This window comes from Mycobacterium sp., assembly GCF_035506235.1.
Lineage (GTDB): Bacteria > Actinomycetota > Actinomycetes > Mycobacteriales > Mycobacteriaceae > Mycobacterium.
On record NZ_DATJPU010000022.1, the window covers coordinates 1 to 20,771 of the forward strand.

Sequence of the window (20,771 nt, forward strand, 5' to 3'; positions counted from 1 at the left end):
TGGAGATTCCGGTCATCGCGCTGGAGGCCTACGCGTACGCCGCCCGGGTCGCCGAGGTCGAGAACCCGAAGTGCCACATCGCGTGGACCACGCTGGCGGGCATCGGGCAGGTCGAGAGCCACCACGGGACCTACCGGGGCGCGACGCTGGCACCGAACGGGGATGTGAGTCCGCCGATTCGGGGTGTCCGGCTGGATGGCAGCGGCGGTACCCTGCGCATCGTCGACACCGTGGACGGTGCGGACGACGGCGCGGGGGTGGTGCGCGCGATGGGGCCGATGCAGTTCATTCCGGAGACATGGCGGTTGTACGGGGTGGACGCCCACAACGACGGCCGGGTCAGTCCGGACAACATCGACGATGCGGCGCTGGCGGCGGCGGGTTACCTGTGTTGGCGTGGAAAGGATCTCGGGACCCCGCGCGGGTGGATCACCGCGCTGCGGGCCTACAACAACTCCGGCGTTTACGCGCGGGCGGTGCGGGACTGGGCGACCGCCTATGCGGCGGGTCACCCGCTGTAGCAGGATGTATCGCTGACCGAGGCTTTACGACGCAAGGAGAACCCAGTGCCGATTATCGAGCAGGTCGGGGCCCGCGAGATCCTCGACTCCCGCGGCAACCCGACCGTCGAGGTCGAGGTAGCTCTGATGGACGGGACGTTTGCCCGCGCCGCGGTGCCATCGGGCGCGTCGACGGGCGAGCACGAGGCCGTCGAGTTGCGCGACGGCGGTGAGCGTTACGGCGGCAAGGGCGTGCAAAAAGCGGTGCAGGCGGTGCTCGACGAGATCGGTCCGGCGGTCATCGGGCTCAACGCCGACGACCAGCGGCTGGTGGACCAGGCGCTGGTGGACCTCGACGGCACCCCGGACAAGTCCCGGCTGGGCGGCAACGCGATCCTGGGTGTCTCACTGGCCGTCGCCAAGGCGGCCGCCGATTCGGCCGAGTTGCCGCTGTTCCGCTACCTCGGCGGGCCCAACGCGCACATCCTGCCCGTGCCGATGATGAACATCCTCAACGGCGGCGCCCACGCCGATACCGCCGTCGACATCCAGGAGTTCATGGTGGCGCCGATCGGCGCGCCCAGCTTCGCCGAGGCGTTGCGGTGGGGCGCCGAGGTGTATCACGCACTCAAATCGGTGCTGAAGAAGGAGGGGCTCTCCACCGGCCTGGGCGACGAGGGCGGGTTCGCCCCCGACGTGGCCGGCACCACCGCGGCGCTGGACCTGATCGGCCGGGCCGTCGAATCGGCGGGTTTCAAACTCGGCACCGACGTGGCGCTGGCCATCGACGCGGCGGCCACCGAGTTCTACGCCGACGGCACGGGCTATACCTTCGAAGGTGCCACCCGCACCGCCGACCAGATGACGGAGTTCTACGCCGGCCTGCTCGGCTCCTATCCGCTGGTGTCCCTGGAAGACCCGCTGTCCGAGGACGATTGGGACGGCTGGGTGGCGCTGACCGCCGCGCTCGGCGACCGCGTGCAGATCGTCGGCGACGACATCTTCGTCACCAATCCCGAGCGGCTCGAGGAGGGTATCGAAAAGGGCGTCGCAAACGCGTTGCTGGTCAAGGTGAATCAGATCGGCACGCTGACCGAGACGCTCGATGCCGTCGCACTGGCCCACCACAGCGGATATCGCACGATGATGAGCCACCGCAGCGGCGAGACGGAAGACACCACCATTGCCGACCTGGCGGTGGCCGTCGGTTGCGGTCAGATCAAGACCGGCGCGCCCGCCCGCAGCGAGCGGGTGGCCAAATACAATCAGCTGTTGCGGATCGAGGAGGCCCTCGGTGATGCCGCGCGCTACGCCGGCGAGCTGGCTTTCCCGCGGTACGCGCCGGAGCAGAAATAGGTTGAAATAGCTTGATGCCCAAGCCCGATCCGAAGCGGCGCTCCGCGGCCTCGCGCCCGGGGAAGGCCGGTGATTCGGTTCGGCGCCGTCGCGCCGTCAAGCCCTCAGCGCCCCCGCAGACCGCCAACCACGCCAGCCGAAACACCACGCGGTCGCTGCAGGAACGCGTCGTCGAACCCATCAAGCGGCAGGTCGCCGAATCCGTCGAACAGCGGTCCGACCAGCGGCTGGGATTCACCGCGCGGCGGGCGGCGGTGCTGGCCGCGGTGATCTGCGTGCTGACCCTTACCATCGCCGGCCCGGTACGCACCTACTTCGCACAGCGCACCGAGATGAACCAGTTGGCCGCGAGCGAGGCGGCGCTGCGCCACCAGATTGCCGACCTCGAACAGAAGAAGGTGAAACTGGGTGACCCGGCCTACATTGCGGCGCAGGCGCGCGAGCGCCTGGGCTTCGTGATGCCCGGGGACATCCCGTTCCAGGTGCAGCTCCCGCCGACGGCGGCGGTGTCGCCGCAGCCGGGAACGGACACGGCCAAGCCCGCCAGCCACGACCCGTGGTACACCGCGCTGTGGCATACGATCGCCGACGCCCCGCACCTGCCACCGGCGCCGCCGCCCGCGCCCAGTGCCCCCGCGCCCGGTGGTTGATCGTGCCGACCTGGATGCGGTGGCGCGTCAGCTGGGGCGTGAGCCGCGCGGGGTGCTGGAGATCGCCTACCGTTGTCCCAACGGCGAACCGGCCGTGGTGAAGACGGCGCCGAAACTCCCTGACGGCACGCCCTTTCCGACGTTGTACTACCTGACTCATCCGGCGCTGACCGCGGCCGCGAGCAAGCTCGAGACAACGGGATTGATGCGCGAGATGACCGAGCGGCTGGGGCAGGATCCCGAACTGGCGGCCGCGTACCGGCGGGCCCACGGGTCGTATCTGGCCGAACGCGACGCCATCGAATCGCTGGGGACAACGTTTTCTGCCGGGGGAATGCCGGACCGGGTCAAGTGCCTGCACGTGCTGATCGCGCACTCGCTCGCCAAGGGTCCGGGCGTGAATCCCCTCGGCGACGAGGCTTTGGCGATAATTGCCGGCGATCCCGCGATGGCCGGCGTGTTGGTGGCGGGGCAGTGGTGAGCCGGCTCGCCGCAATCGACTGCGGTACCAACTCGATCCGGTTGTTGATCGCGGATGTCTCAGGTGGCCGGCTGCGCGACGTGCGTCGCGAGACGCGGATCGTGCGGTTGGGGCAGGGGGTCGACGCGACGGGTGAATTTGCGCCGGACGCGATCGCCCGAACCCGCGCCGCGCTGGCCGATTACGCTTCGCTGCTGAGGGTGCATCGCGTCGAGCGGGTGCGGATGGTGGCGACCTCGGCGGCTCGGGACGTCGCGAATCGCGATGTCTTCTTTGCGATGACGGCCGAGGTGCTGGGCGCCGTGCTGCCCGGCGCGCTTGCCGAGGTGATCACCGGCGCCGAGGAGGCCGAGCTGTCCTTCCGCGGCGCTGTCGGCGAATTAGACAGTGCCGCGGCACCTTTCGTCGTGGTCGACCTGGGTGGCGGCTCCACCGAGATCGTCGTCGGCGGGGATGCGGTGGTGGCGAGCTACTCGGCCGACATCGGGTGTGTCCGGCTGACCGAGCGCTGCCTGCATTCGGACCCGCCGACGCCGCAGGAAGTGGAGGCGGCCCGCCGGGTGGTGCGCGAGCGGCTCGGCGTCGCGCTGAGCGTGGTGCCCGTCGAGGGCGCGCGAACCTGGGTCGGGCTCGCCGGAACGATGACCACGCTGTCCGCGCTGGCCCACAACATGACGGCGTATGACTCTGCGGCCATTCATCTTTCGCGCGTTCCGGGCAGGGACCTGCTGGCGGTGTGCGAGCGGCTGATCGGCATGTCGCGGGCCGAGCGCGCCGCACTGGGACCGATGCATGAGGGCCGTGCCGATGTGATCGGCGGCGGCGCGATCGTGGTGGAGGAATTGGCGCGCGAGCTGCGCGCGCGAGCCGGGATCGACGAGTTGATCGTCAGCGAACACGACATCTTGGACGGCATCGTGCTGTCGATCGCGGATTGAGTCACATCCGCCACACTGGTCCCCTTGCAGAGGTGGCACTCTTTGTGCCCGCCTCACAGCGACAACTTGATGTCAGACCGATATGGCACCCTGCGGCAATGAACCTCAACGGAATCGAGCTGCGTTACGTGCTCACGATGCACCTTGCGCACAATGGGCGAGCGACAATCGCCGAGATGGTGGATGCGCTTTTTGCGCAAGGCTTTTGCGTCCCCGGCAGGCCATCGAAAGTCGTCTCAGATGCCTTGCGTTGGGAGGTTGCCCGCGACAGGGCCCGCCGGCTTGGTCGAGCTTTGTACGGACCGGGATACATCCCGCGCGGCACCGAGCACCGGATACACCAACGCGTCCTCGCTTTGCGCGCGGCGGCCAAGTTGTCGCTGTGAGGCGGGCACAAAGGGTGTCGCTCTTTGCGGAGGCCAATGTGACGGGTGTGACTCAGGCCTCGAACCGATACCCCATGCCCGATTCGGTCAGCAGGTGCTTGGGATGCGACGGGTCATCCTCGAGCTTGCGCCGCAATTGCGCCAGATACACACGCAGGTAATGGGTTTCGGTGGCATACGCCGGGCCCCACACCTCCTTCAGCAACTCCTCGCGGCCCACCAGCTTGCCCCGGTTGCGCACCAGCACCTCGAGCATGCCCCACTCGGTCGGCGTGAGATGTACCTCGACGCCGTCCTTGGTAACCTTCTTGGCGGCCAGATCGACGGTGAACGCGTCGGTTTCGATCACCGGCTCATCCACCTCGGACGCGGCCGCGTTGCGGCGGACCGCGGCGCGCAGCCGAGCCAGAAACTCGTCCATCCCAAAGGGTTTGGTCACGTAGTCATCGGCCCCGGCGTCAAGGGCCTCGACCTTGTCCGACGAATCCGTGCGCGCCGACAGCACGATGACCGGCGCCGAGAGCCACCCACGCAGACCCGCAAGCACCTCGATGCCGGATATGTCCGGCAGTCCGAGGTCGAGGATCACCACGTCGGGTTTGTGCTCGGCCGCCGCGCGCAGCGCTCCGGCACCGGTCGAGGCGGTGATGACCTCGTACCCGCGCACCGACAGGTTGATGCGCAGCGCACGCAGGATGTGCGGCTCGTCGTCTATCACCAACACGCGGGTCATGACGCACCAAACTCGGGCGGCGCGGCCAGATCCACCACCACGGTGAGCCCACCGCCCGGAGTGTCGCCGGCTGCAATAGAGCCGCCCATCGCTTCGACGAAGCCGCGCGCCACGGACATGCCCAGGCCCACGCCCGTGGTGTTGTCGTGATCGCCCAGCCGCTGGAAGGCTTCGAAGATCTGGTCCTCGGTGCCCTTTGGTATTCCGGGGCCCTCGTCGATGACGTTGATCAGGACGCGATCGCCCACCCGCCCCGCGTTGACCCGCACCACGCAGTTGGGCGCGTAGCGCAGCGCGTTGTCGATCAGGTTGGCAAGGACGCGCTCCAGCAGCCCGGCGTCGGCCATCACCACCGCGTCACCCACGTCGACCTTGACGCGATCGATGGCCGATCGGTAAAAACCGGTGGCGCCCTTGCCGATACTGACCAGGGCGCGCTGCACCGCTTCCTCCAGATAAACCCGGCGCAGGTCCGGGTGGATCACCCCGGCGGCCAGGCGCGAGGAATCGAGCAGGTTTCCGACCAGCGCGGTCAGCTGGTCGATCGACTCCTCGATGGTGGCCAGCAATTCGGCCGTGTCCTCGGGGGAGAAGGCGACGTCTTCGGCCCGCAAGCTGGACACCGCGACCTTGGCCGCCGCCAGCGGCGTGCGCAGGTCGTGGCTGACCGCCGAGAGCAGGGAACGCCGTAACTCGTCGGCCCGCATGATCGCCTCCGCCCGGCTGGCTTCCTCGGCCAACTCGCGCTGCCTGATCAGGCCCGCCGCCTGATTGGCCACCGCGTTGAGAACCCGGCGATCACGCGTGGAGAGCTTCTTGCCGGCCATCAGCATCCAGAACTCTTCGTCGCCGACCTCGATCGCGGTGTCGGCCGAATCAATGCTCACGCAAGGGTCTTTGCCCACGCAGGCGACGACATAGCTCTTCTTTCCATTGGCGCGCTCTTCCTCGCTGGGCTCGCGCAGTATGCTGACCGAGCGCTGCGAATAGGTCTCCCGCACGCGTTCCAGCAGCGTCTCGAGGTCGGCGCCGCGCAGCACCGACCCGGCGAACAGCGTTAACAGCTCGGCTTCTTGGGATGCGCTTCGCGCTTCGCGCGTGCGTTTGGCCGCACCGTCGACGAGGACCGCTACCGCGACGGCGATCATCATCAGCACCAATTCGGTGATGGCGCTGTTGGGTTCGGCGATGGTGAAGCTGTGCCGCGGGGCGGTCAGGTAGTAGTTCAGCAGCAGCCCGGATAGCACGGCGGAAAGAATCGCAGGGGCAACGCCCCCGAACAACCCTACGAACAGCACCCCGACGAAGAACAACGCGCTCTCGCCGGCGTTGTTCAGATACCGGTCCAACAGCGTCACGGTAACCGCGCAAATGAGCGACGGCACAATGACGGCCGCCAGCCACGATGCCACCCGACGCTCGCGGGGCGCGAGCGACCCCACGTGAAGGCCGCGCTTGGATTCCTCATGCGTCACCATGTGCACGTCGATCTTCCCGGACCGCTCGACGATCGTGGGGCCGATGCCCTCGTCGAAGATGCGCGCCCACCGGGGCCGGCGGGACGTGCCGATGACCAGCTGAGTGGCATTGTTCTCGCGGGCGAAATCCAGCAGGGCCGTGGGGACGTCGTCACCGACCACGGTGTGCACGGACGCATCCAGGCTGTTCGCCAGGTCGCGTATCTTGGTCATTCTGTTTTCCGAGACGCCGGCCAAGCCGTCACCGCGGATGACATGCACCACCATCAGCTCGGCGCTGGACTTCGACGCGATCCGGGATGCCCGCCGTACCAACGTCTCCGATTCCGGACCGCCGGTGACCGCCACCACGACGCGTTCCCGCGCCTCCCACATGTCGGTGATCTTGTTCTCGGCCCGGTACTTGGCCAACGCGGTGTCCACCTGGTCGGCCAGCCACAGCAGCGCCAATTCCCTGAGCGCGGTGAGGTTTCCCTGGCGGAAGTAATTGGACAGCGCCGCGTCGATGCGTGCCGGTGCGTAGACGTTGCCGTGAGACAGCCTGCGGCGCAGCGCCTCCGGAGTGATGTCGATGAGCTCGACCTGCGAAGCCTCGCGCACGATCGAATCCGGTATCGTCTCATGCTGTTCGATGCCGGTGATTTGGGCGACGACGTCGTTGAGGCTTTCCAGGTGCTGGATGTTTACGGTGGAGATCACCGTGATCCCTGCGTCCAGCAGCTCTTCGACGTCCTGCCATCGCTTTTCGTTCTTGCTGCCCGGTGTGTTGGTGTGGGCGAGTTCGTCGACCAGCACTACCTGCGGATGCCGCGCCAGCACGGCCGGCACGTCGAGTTCGGGGAATCTGCCGCCGCGGTAGTCGATGTAGCGCGGCGGAATGACCTCGATGCCCTCGATCAGCTCGGCGGTTTTCGCCCGTCCGTGGGTCTCCACCACGGCCGCCACCACGTCGGTGCCGCGCTCCAAGCGGCGGTGGGCCTCGCCGAGCATCGCGTAGGTCTTGCCGACGCCCGGCGCCGCCCCGAGGTAGATGCGCAATTCCCCGCGCTTGGGGGGATAGTCGGTCGCGCTCACGTCAACCATCATCCCCCTAAGGCGTTAGCTCGAGACGGGATACTGGTGATCGAGTTGCAGGTTGAGTTCCAGCACGTTCACCGTCGGCTCGCCGAAGAACCCGAGGTCGCGCCCGCTGCGGAACTTTGCGAGGACCGCCCGGATCTGATCGGGGCTGACGTGCCTTGCCTTGGCCACCCGGGCGACCTGGATGTCGGCGTAGGCCGGCGAGATGTCGGGGTCCAGGCCGCTGCCGCTGGCGGTGACCGCGTCGGCGGGCACGGCCGGGTTGGCGGGCGCGGCCCCGCGGACGGGGACGATTTGCCCGATCGTGTAGTCCTCGCCGTACTTGGCGCACTCGACCCGCACACCGTCGTAAACGACCAGGAACGGCGCCTGGCTGGTCTGGCACGGCTCGTTGACGCTGACCACCCGGGTCGGGTGGACGACGTTTCCGCGGGCGTCGCGCGGGCCGATGACCGAGAGCACCGCGCCCACACCGCCGCCCGTGCAGAACGGCCGCGACCCGTCCACACCCTCCAGCTGCCCAACCGCGGCGCTGCGCGTGCACACCTGCGTCAACAGGCTCGGCTTGAAGCCCGCGTCGGACGCGGACTTGCCGGCCGCCATTTGTGAGGGATCCGCGGGGGTATCGACAATGCTTTCGGGTCCGAGGTTGCTCGCGCTCGACGATGTCGGGTCGTACCCGTTGCCGGCCGCCGAGGGGCGGCTCTGGAAGTACTGCGGCAGCGCGTTGCCGTCCTTATCGGTGAACAGCTGACCGATCAGCCGGCTGCCGACGGGCTTGCCGTTGGCGGTCAGGATCGACCCCTCGGCCTTGTCGTGCAATCCCGGTATCTGCGCGACCAGCCAGATGAACAGCGGGTAGGCGAGACCGACGATCACGGTCATCACCAGCAGCGCGCGGAAGGCCGCCCAGTGCATGCGGACGAAATTCGAGAACTTCATGTCAGGACATCCCGGGGACGAATTGGACGATGAGGTCGATCAGCTTGATCCCGATGAACGGGGCGACGATGCCGCCGAGCCCGTAGACGTAGAGGTTGCGGCTCAACAGCTTTGACGCGCTGCTCGGTGTGTAGCGCACGCCGCGCAGCGACAACGGGATCAGCATGACGATGATGATGGCGTTGAAGATCACCGCCGACAGGATCGCCGACTGCGGGCTGTGCAGCCGCATGATGTTGATCGCGTCCAGCCCGGGGAACAGCGCGACGAACATCGCCGGGATGATCGCGAAGTACTTCGCGATGTCGTTGGCGATCGAGAAGGTGGTCAGCGCCCCGCGGGTGATCAGCAGCTGCTTGCCGATCTCGACGATCTCGATCAGCTTGGTGGGATCGGAGTCGAGATCGACCATGTTGCCGGCCTCTTTGGCGGCCGAGGTTCCCGTGTTCATCGCCACGCCCACGTCGGCCTGGGCCAGGGCCGGCGCGTCATTGGTGCCGTCGCCGGTCATCGCGACCAGCTTGCCGCCCCCCTGCTCGCGCTTGATCAGCGCGAGCTTGTCCTCGGGCGTGGCCTCGGCGAGGAAGTCGTCGACGCCGGCCTCGTCGGCAATCGCCTTGGCGGTCAACGGGTTATCGCCCGTGATCATCACCGTTCGGATGCCCATCTTGCGCATCTCGTCGAAGCGCTCGCGCATGCCCTGCTTGACGACGTCCTTGAGGTGGATGACACCCAGCACCGCCGCCTCGCCGTTGAGGGATTCGCCGACGACCAGCGGCGTGCCGCCGCCCGCCGAGATGCCGTCGACGAGCTCGCCGAGCTGCAGCGGAACCTCGCCGCCTTGGGTTCGTACCCATTCCGCGACCGAGCTGGCCGCGCCCTTGCGCAGCAGGTGCCCGTCGAGGTCGACGCCCGACATCCGCGTCGAGGCGGAGAAGGCCACCCAGTGGGCCTGCGAGAGTTCACCCGGCGTGCGCGCGCGCAGCCCGAAGTGCTGCTTGGCGTATACCACGATCGAGCGTCCCTCCGGCGTTTCGTCGGCCAGGCTGGACAACTGCGCGGCGTCGGCCAGTCGCTCGGGGGAGACCCCGTCGAGGGGGACGAAGTCGGCGGCCTGCCGGTTGCCCAGGGTGATGGTGCCCGTCTTGTCGAGCAGCAGCGTGTTCACGTCGCCGGCGGCTTCCACCGCGCGCCCGGACATCGCCAGCACGTTGCGCTGCACCAGCCGGTCCATGCCCGCGATGCCGATGGCCGACAGGAGCGCGCCGATCGTCGTCGGGATCAGGCACACCAGCAGCGACACCATCACGATTCCCGTGACGCCATTTGCGTTGAGCGCCTGGGTATCCGGGACGCCCGGGTTGTTCGCCTTGGAGTAGATCGCCAGCGGCTGCAGGGTCGCGACGGCGAAGACAAAGATGATCGTCAACGCGGCCAGCAGGATGTTCAAGGCGATCTCGTTGGGGGTCTTCTGCCGGTTGGCGCCCTCGACGAGCGCGATCATCCGGTCGATGAAGCTTTCCCCCGGCCTCTGGGTGATTTGCACGACGATCCGGTCGCTCAGCACGGTGGTGCCGCCGGTGACCGCCGAGCGGTCGCCGCCGGACTCGCGGATCACCGGTGCCGACTCGCCGGTGATCGCCGATTCATCCACCGACGCAATGCCTTCCACCACGTCACCGTCACCCGGTATCGCCTGCCCGGCCTCGACCACCACAATGTCGCCCTGTTGCAGCAACGGCGCCGCGACTTCTTCCTCCATCCCGGAGGCGCCCGGTTTCCAGTTCCTGAGCCGCCGGGCCAAGGTCTGGGTTTTGGCTCGGCGCAGCGCTTCCGCCTGGGCCTTGCCGCGGCCCTCGGCGACCGCCTCCGCCAGATTGGCGAAGAGCACGGTCAGCCACAGCCAGACCACGATCAGCCACGCGAACCAGGTTTCGTGGATGATCGCCAACGCGGTGCTCCAGGCGGCGCCGATTTCGACGATGAACATCACCGGGTTGCGCCACAGGGTGCGCGGGTCGAGCTTGCGCAGCGCGTCGGGCGTCGACCTCCACAGCATCTTCGGGTCGAGCAAGCCGCCCTGGACCCGTTTCGTGCTCGCGGCGGTCGCGGGCTGCGTCTGCTCGGACGAATCGACAGCGGTCGTGGTCATCAGTGGATTCCTTCAGCGAGAGGCCCGAGCGCGAGCATGGGCAGGAACGTGAGGGCAACGAGGATCACCGTGACGCCGGCGACCATTCCGACGAACTGGGGCCGATAGGTGGGCAGGGTGCCCTTCGATTCCGGCGTGTGGCCCTGCTTCGCGAGCGAGCCGGCCAGCGCGAGCACGAGCACCATCGGCAGGAATCGGCCGAAGACCATGGCCAGGCCGAGTGCGGTGTTCCACCAGTTCGTGTTGACGCTGAGCCCGGCGAATGCCGACCCGTTGTTGTTGGCCGCGGAGGTGAATGCGTACAGCACCTCCGACAGCCCGTGCGGGCCGGTGTTCGCCATGCCGGCGCGCTCGCCGGGCAGCGCCATCGCGACCGCCGTTCCGGTCAGCACGATCAGCGGGGTGACCAGGAAATAGCTTGCGGCGAGCTTGATTTCGCGGGGGTTGATCTTCTTGCCGAGGTATTCCGGGGTGCGCCCGACCATCAGCCCGGCGATGAAGACGGTGATCACCGCCAGGATCAGCATGCCGTAGAGGCCCGAGCCGGTGCCGCCGGGGGCGACCTCGCCGAGCTGCATGTTGAACATGGTGATCATCCCGCCGAGGCTGGTGTAGGAGTCGTGGAACGAGTCGACGGCACCGGTGGAGGTGAGCGTCGTCGAGTCGGCGAACACCGCGGAGTTGGCGATGCCGAACCGCTGCTCGACGCCTTCCATGGCGGACCCGACGGCGGTCGGTACCGTGCCGTGGTGCTGGAGCTGGAACCACATCATGAGGGACACGCTGATTGCGTACAGGGTCGCCATGACCGACGCGATCGCGTAGCCCTGCTTGGGGCTGCCCACCATGCGCCCGAAGGTGCGCGGCAGCGAGAAGCTGATCACCAGCAGCAGGAAGATCTCCAGCCAGTTGGTCCAGGTCGCTGGGTTCTCGAACGGGTGCGCGGAGTTGGCGTTGTAGAACCCGCCGCCGTTGGTGCCGAGCTCCTTGATGACCTCCTGGCTGGCCACCGGGCCGCCGGTGATCGTTTGCTGGGCGCCGCCGAGTGTGGTGACGACCTGGTCGTTCAGGTGGAAGTTCTGGATCGCCCCGCCCGCGATGAGCACGATCGCGCCCACGACTGCGATGGGCAGCAGGATGTGCAGGACCGTGCGCACCAGGTCGACCCAGAAGTTGCCCAGGTCGCCGGTGCGCCTGCGGGCGAACCCGCGCACCAGTGCGATCGCCACCGCCATGCCGACGGCGGCCGACACGAAGTTCTGCACCGCCAGCCCGGCCATCTGCACCAGATGGCCCTGCGTCGACTCGCCGGAGTAGGCCTGCCAGTTGGTGTTGGTGGTGAAGCTGACGGCGGTGTTCCACGCCAGCCCCGGGGTCATCTGGGTGGCCGGATCGTGCAGGTGCAACGGCAATTTGCCCTGTACGAGCTGGAATGCGAACAGGAAGAGGATGCTGATCGACGAGAACGCCAGGACGCTGCGCGCGTAGGCACCCCACGTCTGCTCCGAGCGCGAATCGACGCCAATCAGCCGGTAGATCACCCGCTCGACGGCGGAGTCCTTCTCCGACGCGTAGACCCGGTACATGTAGTCGCCGAACGGCACATGCACCAGCACCAGCGCCACGACGAGGACGACGAGGAAGATGATCCCCGCTGTTGTTGTGCTCACTAGAACCTCTCCGGGAACAGCAGGGCGCCTGCGAGATACACCGCGAGCAGCACGGAAAGCGCCAGGCCGATGATGTTTTCGTAGCTCACAGGCGCTCGACCAACTTCTGCGTCAGCCCGAGAACGGCGAACACCGCGATCGTCAGTAAGACGTAGACCAAAACGCCCATCTTGTCTCCGTTCCGTGCGAGTGGCGCGCATACGAAAGGACCTCATCGAGCAGGCCGCAGTGCCGTACTCGGAGGCAAGGTCAGCTTGAAGCTAGACAGCGCTGACCGGATAGGGCCTTTGGTTGACACTTTCCTAACGGCGTTGCAGTGCGCCTTTACGGTTTCTTTACGCCCTCGTCCCGCGTCCCCGCGTCTTGCCCTTTGAGCCGTTCGTGGAGAGCGCGCAACGCGACGTATCGACGATCGACGTCGGCGCGATCGGATTCCTCGGGAACCGATTCAGCGTTCGCGCGGTGGATCATGGCTGCTTGATCCATCAGAACCTGCGCGCGTTGTGGGTCCGTTGTCTGTTCCATGATCGTCGTCAAGGCGTCGAGCTGGCGGATCATCACCGCCGGCATTCCCCGGCTGGCTTGGCGGATCTTCTCGAAGGCTCGTTGCACCAGCCGCTCGTAGCTGACTTGATCGGAGATGACGCGGATAACCCCACGATTGTCGCGATGAACTTGGGTGGGAGTCCACACCCGCGCGATCTTGCACAGGCAGTCGCCGAGCCAGTCGATGCATGTCAGTGCGGTGAAGGTGTCGTTGACGGCCGGCGACAGCGCTCGAAGGGCGATCTCGACGAGCTGGTCTACGCCGAAGGCGACGTCCTGTGTCAGGGTGCGGTGCGGTCCGGTCGCCTGGGCGCGGGCCAGGTAGTCGGCCACCTGCGCGGCGGCGGTGGCAGGCCACACGCTGGCCAGTTCACGGCCTTCGACGAGGAAGTGGCCCGGGCGGTAGGGCAGCCGGATCACCGCATCGGCCTGCGTGGCGACACGGACCAGCGTCTGATGTCGAATGAACTGCAGGTAACCGCTTTTGGGAGTTCGAATGACGCTGCCGGTGGTTTCGATGGCGGCGAGTAGCTCGTCGAGCGACGGACCCTGCGCGGGCTTTCGTGTCGACCGGGGCCGGTCGGCGCTCTGCACCGCGACGGCATGGGCCAGGTCCTCGGCGATGCTGGCGATCACCTGTGGCAATTGGATCTGGGTGGCGATGTGGTGGATGAAATAGATCAGCACCGCGAGATCGATGAGCACCAGGCCGAAGGCCGTCGTGATCGAGATATGGGGGACGAACTCGCCGCGATCGCCGGGTGCGATCGATATCAGCGCCACGACGCAATACACAAACGTTGCCACGAACGTTCCCAGCGTGAGCTGGGTTCCCCGGTCACGGATGAAGTTGCGTAACATCCGCGGACCGAACTGCGTCGACGCCAGCGTCAGAGTCACGATCGTGATGGAAAAGACGATGCCCACGACGGTGATCACCGATGCCGCGACCGATGTCAGGAGTTGACGCGCCGCGTCGGCGGAGCCGCTGATCACCCAGGCCGGTGGTCGGAACCGGCCCTCGTAAGCGGCTCTGTCAAGCCGCACGGTAACCACGAAAAGCCCGAGCGCGCCGACTACCAGGATGGTAGGAACCAACCAAAGATTGGTGCGCAGCTCTTCTCGCTGCCACTCCGGCCACACCGCACGCAGGCGCGTCGTCACATCAGCGCAGCCCCAGCGGATTGAAGATACCTACGTGCACTACCACGGCGGATATCTAACTGACCGACCCCGGGCAAGCGCAAGCCCAGCTTATGCTCACCGCGTCGATAAGGTGGCGTAAAGGTTAGGCCGTGGAGCGTATAGATGTCGTTTGGATTGATCGCGGGCGTCGCGAATTGGGCGTAGACCCGAGTCCATGCGAAGAACCGCGCAGCGACACCCCGAACCGGGCGTCCTCCAGCCGACTGAGAGCTCCCCGGCGGGACCGCACTGGTGGTCGCGGCTGCTCGACGGCACCCACCAGTGGGGATCGCTCGATGCCACGGTCGGCAGATACGGCGTTCAACGCTATCGATTGATCGTCTATCCGCCCGGAAGCACTACCGCTGATCGTCGGATGGCGCGGCTGTGGCGGGGGTGGCCGATAACCGGTGCCGTGCTCGGCCTGCTCGCGGTCATGCTGCTCGGCAACGTTGCGGCCTCGCCCAATGCGGTGCTTGTTTACGCGGTGGCCGCCTCCGTGAGCTTCGGCGCGCTGCTCTTCCTGCGTGCCGGACCCGCCCGCGTGCCAGTCAGGTCCATGTCGGTCGTCCTTTTGCCCAACACCGCCGACGCGCATGAGCTACGCAGGCACACCGAGTGGCGAGCGTTGGCCGGCATGCTGACCCAGGCCGACGAATCGCTGGCGAGTGGTGCGATTTCCGTGGTCGAGCACGAGGCCGTCTGGTGGGAAGCTTACGACCGCCTCGGGGCGATTGCGCATGTCTGACACCCTGTCCCAGATTCCCGAGGCCGTCGGCGCGGCAGCGACCCTGCTGTCCCTCTACTACCTGGGTAGGCGAGGACATGGGCGAAACCGCACCCCGTCGTGGCGAGGTCAGCGAAATCCTAAGGTGTAGAACGAAAAAGCGGTGTCAAGAAAGCATCAAGGAAATTCCCGGTAGCGTCAAGAAGTCGTAATTTGCGTAGCCTGCGTCAATCCCGCCCTGCTTCGATGGATTCCATGGTCCGCACTACGGTTGTCACGGGCTGGGACGACGAACCACCGTCGTGCAGGCGAATCAGCTTCTGAACCGGGCTTTTAGCGCCCTCGAAGCTCAGCCCTACTCGATTGTTCCCATTCCTATTCATTGCGACTGCTTTCGTTGTCGTGTCGTATGACGCGATGAGTGCAGTCCCACCTCAAGGTAGCGAAAGTCATTATGTCCGAATTTGTTTCCAACTCTCCCACAGTTCTCGTCACCGGCGCCACCGATGGCATCGGTTATGCAACGGCTCGCCGTTTCGTCGATGAAGGCGCGACCCTCTACCTGCATGCTCCCGACCTGGACAGCGGCGAGGAGGCGATGACTCGTCTGGTGAAGGACGGAGCGGAGCCGCTGCGCCTGAACCTCGTTGTCGCCGACTTCACCCGCCTGGATGAGGTCGCCGGCCTGGCCGACAGGCTCGCCGCGACCTTGCCGGCGCTGGATGTGCTGGTCAACAACGCCGCGGTGGCCGCCCCCGAGGGGCGTACCTACACGCAGGACGGCCTCGAGTTGACCTTCCAGGTCAACTACCTCGCACCCTACTTGCTGACCACGAGACTGGTGCCCCTGCTCGCCGCGGCGGGCGGACGAGTCGTCAACGTGTCCTCGGCGACGCATGCTGGGGGAAACATCAAGTGGCACAACCTTGCCGGCGAGCAGTACTGGCCGCTTGCGGCTTACGCGCAATCCAAGCTCGCCCTGACGATGTACAGCAGGTGGCTGGCTGAGGCCGGCGGCGCTTCGTTCACCGCACTCAGCGTTCATCCCGGCGTGTTCCGGACCGGGCTGCTGCGCATGTACGGCCGTGTCGGCCGGCCGGCCGACGAGGCCGCACCGATCCTCACCACGCTCGGGTCACCCACTCATCCCACGGTCGACGGCGGCTACTACGACGGCCTAAGGCTTACGAAAGCCGCTGCGCTGGTGGAGAATCCGCGCGCCCGTAGCCGTCTGGAGAAACTCAGCGCTCACCTGGTCGAGTCGGCGCTGCACTGACAATGAAAGGAGGCGAAGCGATGTCTAAACGAGCCGACAAGAAGCGCGCGCGCCGGAGGAAAAACGCCAACCACGGCAAGCGGCCCAACTCTGGAAGGCGCGTACAAGCTCATGCCTCGGTGACTAGCCGGCATCGGTGACCGGATCCTCGATCAGCGGAAGCCGCACCCGAAAGACCGTTCGGCCATCGGCGGATTCGGCGGTCACCGAGCCGTGGTGGGCCTTGACGATCGAACTCACGATGGCCAGGCCCAGCCCGATGCCCGAGCCATCGGACCGGGAGGTGTCCGCGCGGGCGAACCGCTCGAACAAGCGGGGCAGAAGGTCCGGGTCGATGCCGGGCCCGTCGTCGGCCACGGTCAGCTCCGCATAGGGGACTTCCGTGCCGCGGTGGCAGGTAATCCCGGTCGTCACCGTGACGCCCGGCGGCGTGTGCACCCGGGCGTTGCCGAGCAGGTTGCTGACCAGTTGGTGTAGCCGGGCGTGGTCGCCGCGGACCCACACCGGTTCTTCGGGCAGGTCCTTGACCCAATGGTGTGTCGGCGCCGCGACCGCGGCGTCGTTCACGGCATTGATGACGAGGTCCGCCAGGTCGACGTCCTGGGTCTGCAGGTCTTCGCCCTCGCCCAGGCGCGAGAGCAGCAGCAGCTCGTCGACGAGCACCGCCATGCGCCGCGCCTCGGATTCGATGCGCGCCAGCGCGTATTCGGTGGTCGGCGGCAGCGCCGCGCTGTCCTGGCGCGTCAGTTCGGCGTATCCCTGAATCGCCGCCAACGGAGTTCGCAGCTCGTGGCTGGCGTCGGTGATGAATTGCCGCATCCGCAAATCGGACTCGGCGCGATGCGCCAGCGCGCTGTCGACGTTGTCCAGCAACCGGTTCAGCGTGTGTCCGACGATCCCGACTTCGTTGTCCGGGTCGGTGTCCTGTGGTCGCACCCTGGCGCCGATCCGGTGATCGCCGTCGGTGAGCGGCATGGCGGCGACCTCGGCGGCCGTCGCGGCGAGCCGGCGCAGCGGGCGAAGGGTGTAGCCGACCACCCAAACGGTCAGCCCGGCGGTGACCGCTAGGGCCGCCGCGACGAGCAGCGTGGTGGTGAGCTGCTTGCGCACGATGATCTGGTCGGCCCGGGCCAGCGATACCCCGACGACCAAAAGGTCGGGCCCGTCGACCCGGCTGTCGACCCGATACGAACCGAGGCCGCCCAGTTTCTCGGTCCGTGGCGGGGCGTCGGGCCACGACTGCGCTTCCAGGGCGCGGACCACATCGGGCGGCGCGGGTCGCGCTTCGGCTTCGGAAAAGACCGCCGAGCCGATCACCACGCCGTCGCGCAGCACGGCGATGAGGTTGCCCGGCGTTTGATCGGTGAACTCCAGCATCGCCCGCGCGATCGGCTGGGCGCCCCGCTGCGCCGAAGGAACCTCGCCGTTGCGGTATCTGGTGTAGGAGTTGCTCAGTGCGTCAAGGGATTGGGCGACATCGGCGTCGCTCATCGCGGCGACGTAGCCACGCAGGCTCAGCACCGAGACGATGCCGACCGTCACCAGCACCACGCTGACGACGGCCAACACGCCCAATAGCAACTGGCGGCGCAACGAGTGGGGAAGCCACCGCGGACGATCCCTGGATGCCTTGTTCCGCTCGCGGGTCATTCGGGCGGTCGCAGCATGTATCCCACGCCACGGACGGTGTGGATCATCGGCTCTCGGCCGGAGTCGATCTTCTTTCTCAAGTACGAGATGTACAAGTCCACGATGCTGGTGCGGCCGGCGAAGTCGTAATTCCAGACCCGGTCCAGGATTTCGGTGCGGCTCAGCGCGCGGCGGGGATTGCGCATGAGGAAGCGAAGCAACTCGAACTCGGTTGACGACAGCGATATGGGCGTGCCGCCGCGGGTGACCTCGCGGCTGGCCGTGTCGACACGCAGGTCACCGACTTTCAGGGATTCGGCCGCGGGCGGGCTGAGCTGGGTGGAGCGGCGCAACAACCCGCGGAGCCGCGCGACCAACTCCTCGAGGCTGAACGGCTTGGTCATGTAGTCGTCCGCGCCTGCGGTGAGCCCGGTGACGCGGTCCATCACCGAGTCGCGCGCGGTGAGGAACAGCGTGGGGGTGTAGGGGTCCGACTCGCGGATCCGCTGCAGGATCTGCAGCCCGTCCACGTCGGGAAGCATGATGTCGAGGACGAGCACGTCGGGGTTGACGCTCTCGAACTTCGCGATGGCCTCGCGCCCGTTGTGGGCGATGTCGACGACCCAGCCTTCGTAATGCAGCGCCATCTTCACCAAGTTGGTCAACGCGGGCTCGTCATCGACCAGCAAAACCCGGATCGGTGAGCCGTCGGCCCGGTAGATGCGGGGCAGCTGCCCCAGAATGGCCTGGCGTGGCCGTTGGCTGCCTGCGTATCCCGACATTACGGTCATGTTCCTACATTCTCCCAAGCACACATGCAGTTGTCACGAACCTCATAGAGTTCTCAAATAAAACTTTGTTGCGCGGCTCACATTCCGGCGCTCTCAAATATGTGTTTTATATGTGTTGCATCAGCGAAGTTGAGTAGGGTAGCTTTTTCAAAAATACTGGTATGCATGGTTGTTGGTTTGACGGAGCTGAGCCGGTCCGAGGGGCAGTTTCCCAAATCGCTTCCATGCAAATAGATTTCGTTGATTGCACGACGCTGGATTTCAGCGGATGCCGTCGGAGCCCGACACGTACGCGCGACGGCCGAGGACGATGGTGTCCTTAATCCTATTACCGCAAAGTTACGTGATGTTACGAATATTGGTAGCGCTGCATGTTTTTTCGCGGCACAGTTTTTGTGCGGGCCGTCAGGAATGGCTTTGACGGCGGTTGGTGAACTCCGGCTCGTCGGGTCGGCGGGCTCCGCGAGGGCCGTCCGAGACGTGGCCGATCCCACTCTTTGTGAGCGGGTGATGCCGACGACGGTCGATAACAGTGTCCGCGCGTTCGCCGACGCCCCGGGCCCCGACCGATGTCCACGGCCGGTGCGGCGTCGCGCGGGTTCGCCGAGCGTTCGCGGTCACAACGGCGTTCCGCGGCATCGGGGCCCGGGATGCGAGGCACGTGAAACCGGATCAGCAAACTCGAGCAAGGGATAGGGACAAGCGATGGACTTTGGCGCATTGCCACCGGAGATCAACTCCGGTCGGATGTACTTGGGGCCGGGCCCCGGCACGTTGCTGGCCGCCTCCGCGGGATGGGAATCGCTGTCCGCCGAGCTGATCGACGCCGCCAGCGGGTACCGGTCGGTGATCGCCGGCCTCGCCGACGAATCCTGGCTCGGGCCGACCTCGATGTCCATGGCGGCCGCGGTGACGCCCTACATCTCCTGGATGACGGCCACCGCCGCGCAGTGCGAGCAGTCGGCCACCCAGGCCACGGCCGCCGCGGCGGCCTTCGAAACGGCGCATGCGATGACGGTGCCGCCGCCGCTGGTCGCGGCCAATCGCGCCCAGCTCATGGCCTTGATCGCGACCAACATCTTCGGGCAGAACACGCCGGCCATCATGGCGACCGAGGCCGAGTACAGCGAGATGTGGGCACAGGACGCCACCGCGATGTACAACTACGCCGCGAATTCGGCGGCGGCGTCGGCGTTTTCGACGTTCACCTCGCCGCCCCAGACGACCAATCCGGGCGGCCTCGGCGGCCAGGCCGGCGCGGTCGCCCAGGCGGCCGGCACCCAGGCCGGCAGTAACGCGCAGACGACGACGGCGCAGTTGATCTCCTCGGTGCCCCAAACGCTGCAGACCCTGGCGACCCCGGGTGCCGCATCCGGCACCGGGCTGTCGCCGGCGGCGGCGGGCACCGCGGCGTCGCTGGGATCGTCGGGGGCTTCGGGCCCGCTCAGCGCGCTGTCGAGCCTGACCGGCGCCACGGGCAAAACCGCCACCAAGGGCGCCAGCACCGGCGCGGGGGCGCTATCCGGATTGACCTCGAGCCTCACGTCCGTGTTGGGCGGGAATGGGGGTGCCCTGACCGATGTGATCGGCCTGGGCTCCGATCTCGCCGGCTTCGGCGGCGATGGTGCCGGCGTGGGCGCCGACGGCGCGGGGCTTGGGTTCGACGGGTATGGCCTGAGCCTGGATTTTGCGGGCTTGGGCTCGCTCGAGGGAGCCGACGGGGGAGCCGTCAGTGGTCTGGGAGGCCTCGGGCCCGTCGGGGGTCTGGGCGCAGGCGCCGCGGCGAGCGTGGGTCAAGCTCCCTCCCTCGGCACCCTGTCGGTGCCGCCGACTTGGGCCGACGCGGTCTCCGCGGTCACGCCGCTGCCGGCGCTGGACGCCAACGCCATGCCGGGCGGGTGGGGCGCGGCGCCGGGATCGACAACCACCGCGGGCATTTCCAAGCTGCCGCTCGGCGGCATGGTCGGGCGCGAGTCCGACGGCGCGGTCCACCGCATCGGGTTTCGCCCCTCGCTGATTCCGCGTTCGCCGGTGGCCGGGTAGCACGGCCGGACAAACGCCGGGGCCGCACACCCATCGGTGTGCGGCCCCGGTTCGAACGTGCGGTGTCAGGCCCAGCTGGACCCGACGGCGCTGTCGGTGCTGGCCATGTTGCTGCCGGCGCTTTGCACCTTCTGGCCGTGGGCGTTGGCCTGCTCGTAGATCACCTGGAAGTTGCGACCCAACTGGGTGATGAACTCCTGGCAGGCCA

The 20,771-nt window shown here is 67.0% G+C and carries 17 protein-coding genes and 3 pseudogenes; 10 read left to right on the forward strand and 10 right to left on the reverse strand.

Translation table 11 applies throughout. From position 1 onward, the window contains the following. The 6 genes and pseudogenes from VMD50_RS02985 to VMD50_RS03010 form a co-directional block, all read left to right on the forward strand. A partial coding sequence (locus VMD50_RS02985) for a lytic transglycosylase domain-containing protein (protein WP_325424710.1) occupies nt 1-521 on the forward strand: 521 nt, incomplete at its 5' end. Between the two features lie 45 nt (nt 522-566). Next, on the forward strand, nt 567-1,856 hold the full coding sequence (gene eno / locus VMD50_RS02990; protein WP_325424711.1) for a phosphopyruvate hydratase: 1,290 nt from the start codon (nt 567-569) through the stop codon (nt 1,854-1,856). 14 nt (nt 1,857-1,870) lie between these two features. Further along, nucleotides 1,871-2,506, forward strand: coding sequence for an FtsB family cell division protein (locus VMD50_RS02995; RefSeq protein WP_325424713.1), 636 nt, complete (start codon nt 1,871-1,873; stop codon nt 2,504-2,506). Beyond that, entirely contained in the window at nt 2,499-2,987 is a 489-nt protein-coding gene (locus tag VMD50_RS03000; protein WP_325424714.1) for a DUF501 domain-containing protein, read from the forward strand. Before VMD50_RS02995 ends, VMD50_RS03000 begins: the two co-directional genes overlap by 8 nt. Then, nucleotides 2,981-3,925, forward strand: coding sequence for a Ppx/GppA phosphatase family protein (locus VMD50_RS03005; protein WP_325424715.1), 945 nt, complete (start codon nt 2,981-2,983; stop codon nt 3,923-3,925). Before VMD50_RS03000 ends, VMD50_RS03005 begins: the two co-directional genes overlap by 7 nt. Before the next feature lie 80 nt (nt 3,926-4,005). Beyond that, nucleotides 4,006-4,321 (forward strand): annotated as a pseudogene (locus tag VMD50_RS03010) (hypothetical protein); the annotation flags it as partial. 42 nt (nt 4,322-4,363) lie between these two features. On the opposite strand, the gene VMD50_RS03015 reads toward VMD50_RS03010, so the two are convergent. The 7 genes from VMD50_RS03015 to VMD50_RS03045 all read right to left on the reverse strand — a co-directional run bounded on the left by VMD50_RS03015 (nt 4,364) and on the right by VMD50_RS03045 (nt 14,076). Further along, nucleotides 4,364-5,044, reverse strand: a complete 681-nt coding sequence (locus VMD50_RS03015) for a response regulator (RefSeq protein WP_085099318.1) — start codon at nt 5,042-5,044, stop codon at nt 4,364-4,366. Next, on the reverse strand, nt 5,041-7,608 hold the full coding sequence (locus VMD50_RS03020; protein ID WP_325424719.1) for a sensor histidine kinase KdpD: 2,568 nt from the start codon (nt 7,606-7,608) through the stop codon (nt 5,041-5,043). Before VMD50_RS03020 ends, VMD50_RS03015 begins: the two co-directional genes overlap by 4 nt. A gap of 12 nt (nt 7,609-7,620) precedes the next feature. Next, nucleotides 7,621-8,544 (reverse strand): potassium-transporting ATPase subunit C, encoded by a 924-nt coding sequence (locus VMD50_RS03025; RefSeq protein WP_325424721.1) that lies wholly within the window; start codon nt 8,542-8,544, stop codon nt 7,621-7,623. Nucleotide 8,545: 1 nt separating this feature from the next. Beyond that, nucleotides 8,546-10,696: a potassium-transporting ATPase subunit KdpB gene (gene kdpB, locus VMD50_RS03030; protein WP_325424722.1), complete on the reverse strand. Its 2,151-nt coding sequence runs from the start codon at nt 10,694-10,696 to the stop codon at nt 8,546-8,548. Further along, entirely contained in the window at nt 10,696-12,366 is a 1,671-nt protein-coding gene (kdpA, locus tag VMD50_RS03035; RefSeq protein ID WP_325424723.1) for a potassium-transporting ATPase subunit KdpA, read from the reverse strand. Before kdpA ends, kdpB begins: the two co-directional genes overlap by 1 nt. Further along, on the reverse strand, nt 12,366-12,455 hold the full coding sequence (gene kdpF, locus VMD50_RS03040) for a K(+)-transporting ATPase subunit F (protein WP_108637642.1): 90 nt from the start codon (nt 12,453-12,455) through the stop codon (nt 12,366-12,368). Before kdpF ends, kdpA begins: the two co-directional genes overlap by 1 nt. Nucleotides 12,456-12,690: 235 nt before the next feature. Beyond that, nucleotides 12,691-14,076 (reverse strand): DUF2254 domain-containing protein, encoded by a 1,386-nt coding sequence (locus tag VMD50_RS03045; RefSeq protein ID WP_325424726.1) that lies wholly within the window; start codon nt 14,074-14,076, stop codon nt 12,691-12,693. 196 nt (nt 14,077-14,272) lie between these two features. On the opposite strand from VMD50_RS03045, the gene VMD50_RS03050 reads away from it, so the two are divergent. The 3 genes and pseudogenes from VMD50_RS03050 to VMD50_RS29780 all read left to right on the forward strand — a co-directional run. Beyond that, nucleotides 14,273-14,845 carry a DUF6611 family protein gene (locus VMD50_RS03050; protein WP_325424728.1) on the forward strand — a complete coding sequence of 191 codons (573 nt, stop codon included), beginning with the start codon at nt 14,273-14,275 and terminating at the stop codon, nt 14,843-14,845. Nucleotides 14,846-15,278: 433 nt separating this feature from the next. Beyond that, on the forward strand, nt 15,279-16,100 hold the full coding sequence (locus VMD50_RS03055; RefSeq protein WP_325424730.1) for an SDR family NAD(P)-dependent oxidoreductase: 822 nt from the start codon (nt 15,279-15,281) through the stop codon (nt 16,098-16,100). Nucleotides 16,101-16,120: 20 nt separating this feature from the next. Continuing rightward, nucleotides 16,121-16,189, forward strand: a pseudogene (locus tag VMD50_RS29780) (50S ribosomal protein bL37); the annotation flags it as partial. Nucleotides 16,190-16,223: 34 nt separating this feature from the next. On the opposite strand, the gene VMD50_RS03060 reads toward VMD50_RS29780, so the two are convergent. Both VMD50_RS03060 and VMD50_RS03065 read right to left on the reverse strand, forming a co-directional pair. Beyond that, complete coding sequence (locus VMD50_RS03060) at nt 16,224-17,750, reverse strand: sensor histidine kinase (protein WP_325424731.1); 1,527 nt, start codon at nt 17,748-17,750, stop codon at nt 16,224-16,226. Then, nucleotides 17,747-18,520 (reverse strand): response regulator transcription factor, encoded by a 774-nt coding sequence (locus tag VMD50_RS03065; RefSeq protein ID WP_325424733.1) that lies wholly within the window; start codon nt 18,518-18,520, stop codon nt 17,747-17,749. Before VMD50_RS03065 ends, VMD50_RS03060 begins: the two co-directional genes overlap by 4 nt. 705 nt (nt 18,521-19,225) lie before the next feature. On the opposite strand from VMD50_RS03065, the gene VMD50_RS03070 reads away from it, so the two are divergent. Next, the gene (locus VMD50_RS03070; protein WP_325424735.1) at nt 19,226-20,563 is read left to right on the forward strand and encodes a PPE family protein; all 1,338 of its coding nucleotides are present in this window, start codon (nt 19,226-19,228) and stop codon (nt 20,561-20,563) included. Between the two features lie 65 nt (nt 20,564-20,628). Here VMD50_RS03070 and VMD50_RS03075 read toward each other — a convergent pair. Continuing rightward, nucleotides 20,629-20,771: pseudogene (locus VMD50_RS03075) on the reverse strand (type VII secretion protein EsxI); the annotation flags it as partial.

Excerpts from the sequence above, each read along its gene's own strand:
- VMD50_RS03020 (WP_325424719.1), bottom strand. The coding sequence starts at position 7,608 with ATGATGGTTGACGTGAGCGCGACCGACTATCCCCCCAAGCGCGGGGAA.
- VMD50_RS03050 (WP_325424728.1), top strand. The coding sequence starts at position 14,273 with ATGCGAAGAACCGCGCAGCGACACCCCGAACCGGGCGTCCTCCAGCCG.
- VMD50_RS03065 (WP_325424733.1), bottom strand. The coding sequence starts at position 18,520 with ATGACCGTAATGTCGGGATACGCAGGCAGCCAACGGCCACGCCAGGCC.
- VMD50_RS03070 (WP_325424735.1), top strand. The coding sequence starts at position 19,226 with ATGGACTTTGGCGCATTGCCACCGGAGATCAACTCCGGTCGGATGTAC.
- kdpB (WP_325424722.1), bottom strand. The coding sequence starts at position 10,696 with ATGACCACGACCGCTGTCGATTCGTCCGAGCAGACGCAGCCCGCGACC.
- VMD50_RS02995 (WP_325424713.1), top strand. The coding sequence starts at position 1,871 with ATGCCCAAGCCCGATCCGAAGCGGCGCTCCGCGGCCTCGCGCCCGGGG.
- VMD50_RS03025 (WP_325424721.1), bottom strand. The coding sequence starts at position 8,544 with ATGAAGTTCTCGAATTTCGTCCGCATGCACTGGGCGGCCTTCCGCGCG.
- VMD50_RS03060 (WP_325424731.1), bottom strand. The coding sequence starts at position 17,750 with ATGACCCGCGAGCGGAACAAGGCATCCAGGGATCGTCCGCGGTGGCTT.
- VMD50_RS03055 (WP_325424730.1), top strand. The coding sequence starts at position 15,279 with ATGTCCGAATTTGTTTCCAACTCTCCCACAGTTCTCGTCACCGGCGCC.
- VMD50_RS03015 (WP_085099318.1), bottom strand. The coding sequence starts at position 5,044 with ATGACCCGCGTGTTGGTGATAGACGACGAGCCGCACATCCTGCGTGCG.